The 13,317-nt window shown below is 65.8% G+C and carries 8 protein-coding genes; 7 read left to right on the top strand and 1 reads right to left on the bottom strand.

The window, feature by feature from the left end; genetic code table 11:
- The 7 genes from CRO75_RS30700 to CRO75_RS30670 form a co-directional block, all read left to right on the top strand.
- Nucleotides 1-960, top strand: a 960-nt coding sequence (locus tag CRO75_RS30700) for an HlyD family type I secretion periplasmic adaptor subunit (protein ID WP_097140333.1), incomplete at its 5' end; no start/stop codon positions are given.
- A 2-nt stretch (nt 961-962) separates the two neighbouring features.
- Nucleotides 963-2,318, top strand: a complete 1,356-nt coding sequence (locus CRO75_RS30695; RefSeq protein WP_097140331.1) for a TolC family outer membrane protein — start codon at nt 963-965, stop codon at nt 2,316-2,318.
- A gap of 73 nt (nt 2,319-2,391) precedes the next feature.
- Entirely contained in the window at nt 2,392-5,379 is a 2,988-nt protein-coding gene (locus tag CRO75_RS30690; RefSeq protein ID WP_097140329.1) for an autotransporter serine protease, read from the top strand.
- Nucleotides 5,380-5,554: 175 nt separating this feature from the next.
- On the top strand, nt 5,555-8,638 hold the full coding sequence (locus tag CRO75_RS30685) for an autotransporter serine protease (protein ID WP_097140326.1): 3,084 nt from the start codon (nt 5,555-5,557) through the stop codon (nt 8,636-8,638).
- 37 nt (nt 8,639-8,675) lie between these two features.
- Nucleotides 8,676-10,376 (top strand): polyurethanase, encoded by a 1,701-nt coding sequence (locus CRO75_RS30680; RefSeq protein ID WP_097140325.1) that lies wholly within the window; start codon nt 8,676-8,678, stop codon nt 10,374-10,376.
- 107 nt (nt 10,377-10,483) lie between these two features.
- On the top strand, nt 10,484-12,337 hold the full coding sequence (locus CRO75_RS30675) for a polyurethanase (protein ID WP_097140322.1): 1,854 nt from the start codon (nt 10,484-10,486) through the stop codon (nt 12,335-12,337).
- 312 nt (nt 12,338-12,649) lie between these two features.
- Complete coding sequence (locus CRO75_RS30670) at nt 12,650-13,042, top strand: hypothetical protein (protein ID WP_085530737.1); 393 nt, start codon at nt 12,650-12,652, stop codon at nt 13,040-13,042.
- 20 nt (nt 13,043-13,062) lie between these two features.
- Here the strand turns inward: CRO75_RS30670 and CRO75_RS30665 are convergent, their stop codons facing one another.
- Nucleotides 13,063-13,287, bottom strand: coding sequence for a YgdI/YgdR family lipoprotein (locus CRO75_RS30665; RefSeq protein ID WP_007922767.1), 225 nt, complete (start codon nt 13,285-13,287; stop codon nt 13,063-13,065).
- Nucleotides 13,288-13,317: the final 30 nt, after the last annotated feature.

Here is a 13,317-nt window from a genome sequence, read left to right as displayed (position 1 = left end):
CGCGACAACCTCAAGCAGGTGAATTTCCCCGAGGCCCTGAGTGCCGACCCCGACCCACGCCTGGCCCTGGTGCTGGAGGGCCAGCGGCAACTGTTCAGCAGCCGGCGCGAAGCCTTCGCCCGCGAGCAGGCCGGGATCCGCGCCAATATCGAAGGCGCCACCGCGCAACTGGCCGGGATGCGCCGCGCGCGTACCGACCTCAACAACCAGGCCGAGTCCCTGCGCCAGCAACTGGCCAACCTGCAGCCCCTGGCGGACAACGGCTACATTCCGCGCAACCGCCTGATGGAGTACCAGCGCCAGCTGTCCCAGGTGCAGCAGGAACTGGCGCAGAACACCGGCGAAAGCGGGCGGGTGGAGCAGGGCATTCTCGAGTCGCGGCTCAAGTTGCAGCAGCACAACGAGGAGTACCAGAAGGAAGTGCGCAGCCAGTTGGCCGAAGCCCAGCTGAAAAGCCTGACCCTGGAACAGCAACTGACCTCGGCCGGTTTCGACCTGCAGCACAGCGAAATCCTCGCGCCCGCCGACGGCATCGCGGTCAACCTCGGGGTGCACACCGAAGGCGCCGTGGTCCGCCCCGGGGAAAACCTGCTGGAGATCGTGCCCCAGGGCACCCGCCTGGAAGTGGAAGGGCACCTGCCGGTGAACCTGATCGACAAGGTCGGCAGCCACCTGCCGGTGGACATCCTCTTCACCGCCTTTAATCAGAGCCGCACGCCGCGGGTGTCCGGCGAGGTCAGCCTGATCTCCGCCGACCAGATGGTCGATGAAAAGACCGGTGTGCCGTACTACGTGCTGCGCAGCAGCGTCAGCGACCAGGCCATGGAAAAACTCAATGGCCTGGTGATCAAGCCGGGCATGCCGGCGGAGATGTTCGTCCGTACCGGCGAGCGCTCGCTGCTCAACTACCTGTTCAAACCCCTGCTCGACCGGGCGGGTTCCGCATTGACCGAGGAATAAGGATGTTCCGTCGCATGAGTCAGCTTTCCATCTTCGGAGCCACAGTCGCTTTACTGGTATGCACCCACGCCCAGGCCATGGGGCCGTTCCAGGTCTACGAACAGGCCTTGCGCAACGACCCGGTGTTCCTCGGCGCGATCAAGGAGCGCGATGCCGGCCTGGAGAACCGCATCATCGGCCGCGCCGGGCTGTTGCCGAAACTCAACTACAGCTACAACAAGGGCCGCAATAACTCCCAGGCCACCGTGCCCGACGGTCGCGGCGGCACCAGCCACGATGACCGCAACTACGACAGCTACGGCTCTACCTTCACCCTGCAACAGCCGCTGATCGACTACGAGGCCTATGCCTCCTACCGCAAGGGCGTGGCCCAGGCGCTGTTCGCCGACGAGAACTTTCGCGGCAAGAGCCAGGAACTGCTAGTGCGGGTGCTGACCTACTACACCCAGGCGCTGTTCGCCCAGGATCAGATCGAGATCGCCCAGGCCAAGAAGAAGGCCTTCGAGCAGCAGTTCCAGCAGAACGAGCACATGTTTCGCCAGGGCGAGGGCACCCGCACCGACATCCTCGAAGCGGAGTCGCGCTACGAGCTGGCCACCGCCGAGGAGATCGAGGCCCGCGACGAGCAGGACGCGGCGCTGCGCGAACTGGGCGCGTTGATCGGCGTGCCGACCGTGGACATCCGCGAACTCGACCCGCTGCGCGAACGTTTCGAGTCTTTCACCCTGTCGCCCGCCAACTACGATGCCTGGCATGAGCTGGCGATCAGCAACAACCCGAACCTGGCCTCCCAGCGCCAGGCCGTGGAAGTGGCGCGTTACGAGATCGAGCGCAACCGCGCCGGCCATCTGCCGCGGCTCAGCGCCTATGCCACCTCGCGCCGGGTCGAGTCGGAAAGCGGCAACACCTACAACCAGCGCTACGACACCAACACCATCGGCATCGAAATCAGCATGCCGCTGTACGCCGGTGGCGGGGTCTCGGCGGCCACCCGCCAGGCCAGCCGCACCATGGAGCAAGCCGAGTACGAACTGGATTCGCAGACCCGCACCACCCTGATCGAGCTGCGGCGCCAGTTCAGCGCCTGCCTGTCCGGGGTCAGCAAGCTGCGCGCTTATCAGAAGGCGCTGACCTCGGCCGAGGCCCTGGTGGTCTCGACCAAGCAGAGCATCCTCGGCGGCGAACGGGTCAACCTTGACGCGCTGAACGCCGAACAGCAGCTGTACACCACGCGCCGCGACCTGGCGCAGGCCCGTTACGACTATTTGATGGCCTGGACCAAGTTGCACTACTACGCAGGCACCCTGCGTGAAGACGACCTGGCCCGGGTCGACGAAGCCTTCAGGCCCGGATCATGAACTGACAAACAAGGCGGCCGCGGGCGGCCCGACCTGACATTTTCGACAAAAACAAAAAACGAGAAGTCATCACATGGATAGACGCTTTTATCAGCTCAAGGCGCTGAGTCGCCGCTCGTTGCTGGCCTGTTCCACGCTGTCGGCGCTGGCACTGCCCGGCATGGTCCAGGCGCAGTACCAGGAAACCGGCCAGTTGGGGGTGCCGGCCAGCTGGCAATCGGCCGAATACACCCAGGACTGGGGCCTGGAACGCATGCGCGCCAGTTCCGCCTATGCCGCCGGCATCACCGGCAGCGGGGTGAAGATCGGTGCCCTCGACTCGGGCTTCGACGCCAGCCATGGCGAAGCCTCGCCGGAGCGCTTCCACGGGGTCACCGCCACCGGCAGCTACGTCGACGGCACGCCGTTCAGCGTCTCCGGGGTGCTCAACGGCAACAACGACAGCCATGGCACCCATGTCACCGGCACTATGGGCGCGGCCCGCGACGGCGTTGGCATGCACGGCGTGGCCTTCAATGCCCAGGTCTACGTGGGCAACACCAACAAGAACGACAGCTTCCTGTTCGGCCCGACCCCGGACCCGCAGTACTTCAAGGCGGTGTACGGCGCCCTGGCGGATGCCGGGGTGCGCGCCATCAACAACAGCTGGGGCAGCCAGCCGCCGGGTGTCAGCTACCAGACCCTGGGCGACCTGCACGCCGCCTATGCCCAGCACTATGGCCAGGGCACCTGGCTGGACGCGGCGGCCGATATCTCGCGCCAGGGTGTGATCAACGTGTTCAGCGCCGGCAACAGCGGTTACGCCAACGCCAGCGTGCGCGCGGCGCTGCCGTACTTCCAGCCGGAGCTGGAAGGCCACTGGCTGGCGGTGTCCGGCCTGGATGCCAATAACCAGCAGCGCTACAACCAGTGCGGCATCGCCAAGTACTGGTGCGTGGCGGCGCCCGGGCGGCTGATCTCCAGCACCGTGCCCGGCGGCGGTTATGCCACCAAGTCCGGCACCTCGATGGCCGCGCCCCATGCCACGGGCGCGCTGGCCCTGGTGATGGGGCGTTATCCCTACCTGAATAACCAGCAGGCCCTGGAGGTGCTGCTGACCACCGCCACCCAGCTGGACGGTTCGATCACCGAGGCGCCCACCAGCCTGGTCGGCTGGGGCGTGCCCAACCTGGAGCGGGCCATGCACGGCCCCGGGCAGCTGCTGGGATCGTTCGACGCCAACCTGGGTGCCGGGCAGGGCGATGTCTGGAGCAACGACATCTCGGACAAGGCGCTGTTGCAGCGCCAGGGCGAGGACGCCGCCGAACACGCGGCCTGGCAACAGACCCTGAAGGACAAGGGCTGGGAAAACGGCCTGGGCGCCGGCGCCAGCCAGCAGGACAAGACCGACTACGCCGTCGGCATGGCCCGCGACGCGGCCGCCGCGCAGCGGGTGTACGAGGGCAGCCTGATCAAGTCCGGCGCCGGCTGGCTGGTGCTCAGCGGCAACAACAGCTATCGCGGGGCGACCACGGTCAATGGCGGCTTGCTGAGGGTCAACGGTACGCTGGCATCCAGTGTCACGGTCAATGACGGCGGCACCCTCGGCGGCTCCGGACGCATCGGCGCGCTGCTGGCCAACAGCGGCGCCACGGTAGCGCCGGGCAACTCCATCGGCACCTTGCAGGTGGCGGGGGACGTGACCTTCCAGCCGGGCTCGACCTATGCGGTGGAGCTGTCGCCCACCAGCAGCGACCGCATCGTCGCTGGCGGCAAGGCCACCCTCAACGGCGCCGGGGTCACCCTGGCCCTGGAAAACAGCCCGCAGCTGCTCAGCCTGCAACAGACGCAAAGCCTGATCGGCAGCCAGTACCAGATCCTCCAGGCGGCGAACGGCATCGACGGGCGCTTCGGCTCGGTGGAACCGAACTATCTGTTCCTCGGCGGCAGCCTCGATTATTCGGCCAGTGGCGTGCAGCTGAGCATCGGGCGTAACGCCACCTCGTTCGCCAGTGTCGGCCTGACCCCGAACCAGCGCTCGGTGGCGGCCGCCGCCGAGCAACTGGGGGCCGGTAACCCGGTGTATGAAAGCCTGCTACGCTCGCCGAGCGCCGGCGTGGCGCAACAGGCGTTCCAGCAGCTGTCCGGGGAAATCTACCCGGCGCTGGGCTCGATGCTGCTCAACGACAGCCGTCAGCTGCGCGAGGCGGTCGGCGAGCGTCTGCAGGTGCCGGGCGCGGTGGTGCAGAGCGAGGGCAACCTCTGGCTCAAGGTGCTGGGCGCCTGGGGCAAGAACGACGGCAGCCACGACACCGAGGCCTACAACACGTCCATCGGCGGGTTGCTGCTGGGAGCCGATGGCGCGCTCAGCGACAGCACGCGCCTGGGCGCCTTCGCCGGCTACAGCGACAGCTCCCTGAGCATGGGTGGCGGTACCCATTCCAAGGCCTCGGTGGACAGCTATCACCTGGGCACCTACCTCGGCCACGAGCTGGGCGCCTGGCGCCTGAGCGCGGGCGCGGCGCACAGCTGGCATCGCGCCGACGTTAAGCGCGACCTGCAGTTCGGCGAAGTCAGCGGCAAGCAGAAAGCCAAGGTCGATGCCCGCACCAGCCAGGTCTTCGGCGAGGCGGCTTATCGCCTCGACCTGCCGGCGCTGGCCCTGGAACCGTTCGCCAACCTGGCCTACGTGCACCTGCACCGCGACAGCTTCAGCGAGAAGGGCGACGCCGCGGCGTTGAAAGGCGGCAGCGACAGTCGCGAAGCCATGCTCAGCACCCTCGGCCTGCGCGCCCTGAAAAGCCTCGAGCTGTCCGGGCAAACCCGCCTGGACCTTTCCGGCTCCCTGGGCTGGCAGCACAACCTGAGCACCACCCGGGCCGAGGAACACCTGGCCTTTGCGTCCGGCGGCACGCCGTTCAGCGTTGAAAGCACCTCGCTGCCGCGCAATGCCGCGCTGGTCGGCGCCCATGCCAGCCTGGCGTTGAGCCGCGACCTGCGCCTGAGCCTGGATTACAACGGCCAGCTGGCCAGCCGCGAGAAGAACCACGGGGCGGGGCTGAGCCTGAACTGGCAGTTCTGACCGGCTCCCGAGACCGCCGTGCTGACGCAAGGTCGCGTCGGCACGACAGCCGCTATCGGCACAGCACGGCTCGCCGTTGACGGGCCGGCTGTTCGGTAAAACCAGCCGCGCTGGGTCTGGCGCGGTGTTTCTAGCAAGGCAACTATTTCTAGTAAGGCAACTAAGGAAGGTACCGATGAAATACAGATTTACGGGGGCTGCTCCGGCGGCCAACAGCCTGGTGCGCGCCTCCTGCGGCGCTTTGATCTGTGGCCTGGCCGTGGCGGGTAACGCCCAGGCCGCGCCTTATGTGGAAAGCGGCCAGCCGGGCGATCCCGGCAGTTGGCGCAGTGCCGAGTTCAACGCCGAATGGGGCCTGGGGGCGATCCATGCCGAGCAGGCGTATGCCGCCGGCTATACCGGCAAGGGCGTCAAGCTGGGGATCTTCGACCAGCCGGTGTATGCCCAGCACCCGGAATTCAGCGGCAGCAACAAGGTGATCACCCTGGTCACCAGCGGCATCCGCGAATACACCGACCCCTACATTCCGGTCAAAGCCGGCGATGCCTTCCGTTATGACGGCACGCCCTCGGTGGGCTCCGACGGCAAGCTCGGCTCCCACGGCACCCACGTCGGCGGGATCGCCGCCGGCAGCCGCGACGGCGGGCCGATGCATGGCGTGGCCTTCGACGCGCAGATCATCAGTGCCGAAAACGGCGACCCGGGCCCCGAGGACGGGATCATTCTCGGCAACGACGGCGCGGTCTACCGGGCCGGCTGGGATGCCCTGGTGAACAGCGGCGCGCGGATCATCAACAACAGCTGGGGCATCGGCATCACCGACCGCTTCGACCAGGGCGGTCGCGACCCGGCCTTTCCGCATTTCACCGTGCAGGACGCGCAGTTGCAGTTCGACCAGATCCAGCCGCTGCTGGGCACCCGCCAGGGTGGCGCCTACAGCGGGGCGATCGACGCGGCCCGCGGTGGTGTGCTGACCATCTTCGCCGCCGGTAACGACTACAACCTGAACAACCCGGACGCCATCGCCGGCCTGGCCTATTTCGTGCCGGAAATCGCGCCGAACTGGATGACGGTGGCGGCCTTGCAGAAGAACCCGGACACCGCCAGCCCCAATCCCTACACCCTCAGCACCTTTTCCTCGCGCTGCGGCTACACCGCGAGCTTCTGCGTCTCGGCGCCGGGTACACGGGTCTACAGTGCGGTGATTGGCGGCACCAACCTGGACGACATGACCATCGGCTATGCCAACAAGAGCGGCACATCGATGGCCGCGCCCCATGTGGCGGGCGCGGCGGCGGTGCTGATGGAGCGCTTTCCGTACATGAGCGCTTCGCAGATCGCCACGGTGCTCAGGACCACCGCCACCGACATGGGCGATCCCGGCATCGACGCGCTGTACGGCTGGGGCATGATCAACCTGCAAAAGGGCATCGACGGTCCGGGCATGTTCGTCACCGAAGCGGACATTCCCCAGGAATTCCGTGTCGAAGGCGCCTACGGCTCCGGCCAGTTCGTGGTCGACCTGCCCGGCATCGGCGCCGTGGTGGATGCCGGCAAACCCACCGAGCGCCTGTGCACTGGCCTGTCTTGTGGGCTGGATGTCTGGCGCAACGACATTTCCGGACACGGTGGCCTGACCAAGCAGGGCATTGGCACCCTGGTACTCACCGGCAACAACAGCTACAGCGGCCCGACCCTGGTCAATCAGGGACGCCTGGCCATCAATGGTTCGCTGGCCTCGGCGGTGACGGTCAATGACAGCGGCATCCTCGGCGGCAACGGGCGCATCGCCGCGCTGACCGCCAACCGCGGCGGTACCGTGGCGCCGGGCAACTCGATCGGCACCTTGCAGGTGGCGGGCGACGTGACCCTGCAACCGGGCTCGACCTACGCGGTGGAGCTGTCGCCCACCAGCAGCGACCAGATAGTCGCTGGCGGCAAGGCCACCGTCGAAGGGGCCAATGTGACCCTGGCCCTGGAGAATAGCCCGACCCTGCTCAGCGCCCGCGAGGCGCAAAGCCTGCTCGGCCGGCAATACAACATCCTGCAGGCGGCCGGCGGCATCGAAGGCCGTTTCGGTTCGGTGGCGCCGAACTACCTGTTCATGGGTGGCAGCCTCGATTACTCGGCCACCGGCGTGCAGTTACAGGTCGCGCGTAACGCCACGTCCTTCAGCGACGTTGGCCTGACCCCGAACCAGCGTTCCGTGGCGGCCGCCGCCGAGCGACTGGGGGCGGGCAATCCGGTGTATGAAAGCCTGCTGCTGTCGGAGAACGCCGCCGGCGCGCAACAGGCCTTCCAGCAATTGACCGGGGAGATCCATCCGGCCATCGGCACGCTGCTGATCAACGACAGCCGCCAGCTGCGCGATGCGGTGGGCGACCGTCTGCGTCAGGACGGCCTGCTCGATTCGTCGGCGCCCGCGGCCAGCGACAACAACGTATGGTTCAAGGTGCTGGGGGCCTGGGGCAAGGCCGATGGCGGTTATGACCATGCCAACTACACCACTTCGATCGGCGGCCTGCTCGCCGGGGTCGATGGCTTGATCGCCGAAGACACCCGTCTCGGCCTGTTCACCGGCTACAGCGACAGTTCCCTGAGCATGGGCGACGGCACCCATTCCCAGGCAGAGGTGGACAGCTATCACCTGGGTGCCTACCTGGGCCATCAGCTGGATGCCGTGCGCCTGAGCGTCGGCGGTTCCTACAGCTGGCATCGCATCGATGTGAAGCGCGACCTGCAATACGGCGAGTTCTCGGACCGGCAAAAGGTCAAGCGCGACGCCCAGACCGCCCAACTGTTCACCGAAGCGGCGTGGCAAGTGGCGCTGCCGGGTGTGGCGCTGGAGCCCTTCGTCAACCTGGCCTACGTGCATGTGGGCAACGACAGCTTCCGCGAAAAAGGCGGGGCTACCGCACTGCGCAGCGGCGATGACAACCGCGACGCAGTGCTTTCGACCCTCGGCCTGCGGGCCAGCAAACGCTTCGCCCTGTCCGATGCCCGGCAGCTGGAACTGGCCGGCACCCTAGGCTGGCAGCACAACCTGAGCGACACCCATTCGGATCAGCACCTGGCTTTTGCCAATGGTGGTTCGTTCAACATACAGAGCGTTGCGCTGGACCGTAACGCCGCTGTGGTCGGGGCTCGCGCCGGCCTGTTGCTGGGGCGCGATACCCGGGTAAATCTGGACTACAACGGCCTGCTGGGTTCTCGGGACAAGAGTCACGGGGTCGGCCTGACCCTGGACTGGCAGTTCTGAGGCCTGCGGGCCAATGACCATAAGAGTGAGACACAACATGGGTGTATTCGATTACCGGAGTTTCAAGGGCGAGGCGGGCAAGGCGCTGTACAGCGATGCCCTGGCGTTGACGCTCTACGCCTACACGCCCACCGGACAGCCGCTGGCGTCGGGCTGGACGGCGATTGGTGCCGAGCGGCTGGGGTATCAGGGCAAGGTCGGGCCCCAGGGCACCTTCTTCGGCGAGCAGCCAGGCTTCACCAGCGCCGAAGTGGAAGTGCTGGGGCGTTATGACGAGGCCGGCAAGCTGCTGTCGATCGGCATCGCCTTTCGCGGCACTGGCGGCCTGGGTTTCAGCGATACCCTGGGCGACATCAAGAACAACCTGCTGGCGGCGCTCGGGCCGGTGGGTTACGCGGCGAACTACAGCAAAAATGCCTTCGACAAGCTGTTCGCCAGTGTCGCCGAGTTCGCCAAGGCCCAGGGCCTGAGCGGCCAGGATGTACTCGTCAGCGGCCACAGCCTGGGCGGCCTGGGGGTCAACAGCCTGGCCGAGCTGAGCGGCGAGCACTGGGGCGGTTTCTACGCCGACGCCCGCTATGTGGCGTTCGCCTCGCCGACCCAGGGCCCGGGGGACAAGGTGCTGAACATCGGCTACGAAAACGATCCGGTGTTCAGGGTGCTCGACGGCACCACCTTCAACGCTTCGTCCCTGGGCAGCCATGACAAGGTCCAGGCGTCGGCGACCAACAACATCGTCAACTTCAACGAGCACTACGCGTCGACCCTGGAGAACTTGCTGCCGCAAAGCATCCTCAACCCACTGTCGTGGAAGGCCCACGGTTCCGCGGGTTACGCCGATGGCTTGAACCGGGTGGTGGATTCGGCGTTCTACGACCTGACGAGCAAGGACTCGACCCTGATCGTTTCCACTTTGTCCGAGGCCAGTCGGGGCAAGACCTGGGTCGAGGACCTCAACCGCAACGCCGAACCGCACAAGGGCAGCACCTTTATCTTCGGCACCGACGGCAGCGACCTGCTCAAGGGCGGGCGCGGCAACGACTTCATCGAGGGCCGCGACGGCAACGACACCTTCCGCGACGACGGTGGCTACAACATCCTGCTGGGCGGCAAGGGGCATAACGTCTTCGACCTGCAGCAGTCGCTGGGTAAGTTCAGCGTGGTCAACGATGGTGACGGCACCCTGTACGTGCGCGATGCCTACGGCGGCATTAGCATGACCCGCGATATCGGCGCGCTGGTGAGCAAGGAGCCGGGTTTTGCCTGGGGCCTGTTCAGCAAGGAGGTGATCCACAGCGTGACCGACCAGGGCCTGCTGGCCGGCAACCAGTTGACCCATTACAACCACTCGCTCAATGGCGACGCCTACGGCAATGCGCTGGTGGCCAGCGTCGACGGCGACTGGCTGTTCGGTCACGGCGGCGACGATGTGCTGCGCAGCGACAAGAGCGACGTGACCTTTGTCGGCGGCGCCGGCAACGACGTCATGTACTCCAGCGGCGGCGGGGCCAACACCTTCCTGTTCAGCGGCGCCTTTGGCTTCGACGCGATCCATGGCTACCAGGGCAGCGACAAGCTGGTGTTCATGGGCGTGGCGGGCGCGGGGCAGGGCTATGACTACACGCAGCACCTGTCACAGAGCGGCCAGGACACCTTGCTCAGCGTCGGCGACTACGCCGTCACGCTGGTCGGGGTCGCGCCGGACAGCCTTTCCGCAGGGGGGATCGTCTTCGCCTAGATAAAAAACGCAAGGAGGCATTGCACTAAGGGCGGGGCGTCTGTTGAGGGCGTCCCGTCCGCGTGAGCTATCTCGAATAAAGTTCAACAACAAAGAGAGGCGATACCATGGGTGTGTATGACTACAAAAACCTCGGCACAGAAGACTCAAAGGCGCTGTTTTCCGATGCGCTGGCGATCACGCTGTATTCCTACCACAACCTCGACAACGGTTTTTCCGCCGGCTATCAGCAGTACGGCTTCGGCCTCGGCCTGCCGGCGACCCTGGTCACGGGGCTGATCGGCAGCAGCGACTCGCAAGGGGTGATTCCCGGGCTGCCCTGGAACCCCGACTCGGAGAAAGCCGCGCTGGAGGCGGTGCAAAAGGCTGGCTGGACGCCGATCGGCGCTGCCCAGCTGGGCTACGACGGCAAGACCGACTTCAGGGGCACCTACTACGGGGAAAAGGCCGGCTACACCACGGCCCAGGCCGAAGTCCTCGGCAAGTACGACGACCAGGGCCACCTGACCTCCATCGGCATTGCCTTTCGCGGCACCAGCGGGCCCCGTGAATCGGTGATCGGCGACTCCATCGGCGATGTGATCAACGACCTGCTGGCGGCGTTCGGTCCCAGGGACTATGCGAAAAACTACGCCGGCGAAGCCTTCGGCAAGCTGCTCGCCGATGTCGCGGCCTTCGCCCAGGCCAACGGCCTGACGGGCAAGGATATCCTGGTCAGCGGCCATAGCCTCGGCGGCCTGGCGGTCAACAGCCTGGCGGACCTGAGCGGCGATCGCTGGTCGGGGTTCTACCAGGATGCCAGCTACGTCGCCTACGCCTCGCCGACCCAGAGCGCGGGGGACAAGGTGCTGAATATCGGCTACGAAAACGACCCGGTGTTCCGCGCCCTCGACGGCTCTTCGTTCAACCTGGCATCCCTCGGCGTGCATGACACGGCGCAGGAGTCGGCGACCAACAACATCGTCAGTTTCAACGACCATTACGCCTCGGCGGCCTGGAACCTGCTGCCGTTCTCCATCCTGAATGTCCCGACCTGGCTGTCGCACCTGCCCACCGGCTACGGCGACGGCATGACACGGATCCTCGAGTCGAAGTTCTACGACCTGACGAGCAAGGACTCGACCATCATCGTCGCCAACCTGTCGGACCCGGCGCGAGCCACCACCTGGGTCCAGGACCTCAACCGCAATGCCGAAACCCACAAGGGCAGCACCTTTATCATCGGCACCGACAGCAACGACCTGATCCAGGGCGGCCAGGGCAACGACTACCTGGAAGGCCGCGCCGGCAACGACACCTTCCGCGACGCCGGCGGCCACAACATCCTGCTGGGCGGGCAGGGCCACAACACCCTGGACCTGCAGCAGTCGGTGAAGAACTTCAGCTTCGCCAACGACGGCGCCGGCACCCTGTATGTGCGCGATGCCAATGGCGGCATCAGCATCACCCGCGATATCGGCGCGATCACCAGCAAGGAACCGGGGTTCCTCTGGGGTTTGTTCAAGGACGATGTGACCCACAGCGTCACCGATAAGGGCCTGCTGGCGGGGAGCAACCTGACCCAGTACGCCGCTTCGGTGAAGGGCGACGCCGCGGCCAATACCCTGACCGCCCACGCCGGCGGCGACTGGCTGTTCGGCCTGGACGGCGATGACCACCTGATCGGCGGCCAGGGTAACGATGTGCTGGTCGGTGGCGCGGGCAACGACCTGCTGCAGGCGGGCGGGGGTAGCAATACCTTGCTGTTCGGCGGCAACTTCGGCCAGGACCGGGTGCTGGGTTACCAGGGCAGCGACAAACTGGTGTTCCTCGGCGTCGCAGGCGTGGTCGCCAACGACGATTTCCGCGCCCACGCCAGCACCGTAGGCAACGATACCCTGCTGACCTTCGGCGGCGACTCGGTGACCCTGGTCGGTGTGAGCCTGGACAGCCTCAACGGCGCGAGCATCACCATCGCCTGAAGCCTGACCGCGCGGGGTGGCGATTTTTGCCTCGCGCGGTCACGGGTTTGCCTTTGCGTGTCCCTCGACCGTACTTTTTTCGCCAAAACCAAGGGTATTTACCCAAAGGGTGACCCGCCAGCCTGGAAGTGACTCCAATACCTGCCCCCTGTGACACAGCGCTCGATAAAACATCGGCCTGTCGCCAGGCGGGCGGATGCCGCGTGCGCGCTCCGGGCCATTAAAGTCCGCAGGAGCTTGCGCGTTATCAAGGCAGGCAGCCGCTGCCGAGGCTCATTCAATGGCAACAGTGAACAGCAGGAGAAACACAAGGTGAGTGATAACCAGAGGTATGGCATCGGTCTGGCGCTGGTCTTGATGGCGGGCAGCGCAATGGCCGAGGACTTGCCTCAGCAGTCGATCCTCAAGCGCTACGGCGTGACCCCGGACCAGCTACCGGCCGCCGCGCAGGCCACCGAAAAAGCAGTGCAGCCCGAACCGGGCAGCCGCTTTCATATCGACGCGGAGCGGCCTTGGGCGAGCGTGACCTTGGGGGAGGGTAAAAAGCCTGAAACCACCGGCAATATCAGCATCGATAATGCGGCGGCCCGGGAGTTCGAGCGGTGTCAGCGGGTGCGTGGCGAACTGCAGAAGCGCGGGGAACAGCACTACATTTCCTGCGATAACAGCGTGCCGGGGCAGAATTCGGCACCCTGGTCGCCCTGAGGGCGACCGGGTTCGATCGGTCAGTCCTCTTGGCGGACGGTGGCGACATCGGCCGCCTTGATGCGGATTTTCTTGCCGGCGATGTCTTCGAATTCGTAGAACCCGTCGGCGGTCTTGGCGTTAGGCATGTCCTTGGTCAGGTATTGCGTGCCGTTCTGCAGCGTCACCACGGTTGGCGAGGCACAGCCGCCCAGTGCCAGGAAGGCTGCAACGGCCAACGGCAGGCCCAGGTATTTGACGTTCATAGACAAACCTCTCTTCATGAATCCCGTGAG

Origin of the sequence: Pseudomonas sp. LAMO17WK12:I10, assembly GCF_900215185.1 — a bacterium.
Taxonomy (GTDB): domain Bacteria; phylum Pseudomonadota; class Gammaproteobacteria; order Pseudomonadales; family Pseudomonadaceae; genus Aquipseudomonas; species Aquipseudomonas chlororaphis.
Note: the sequence above shows the minus strand (reverse complement) of the source record. Positions and strands in the feature narration are given on the sequence as shown.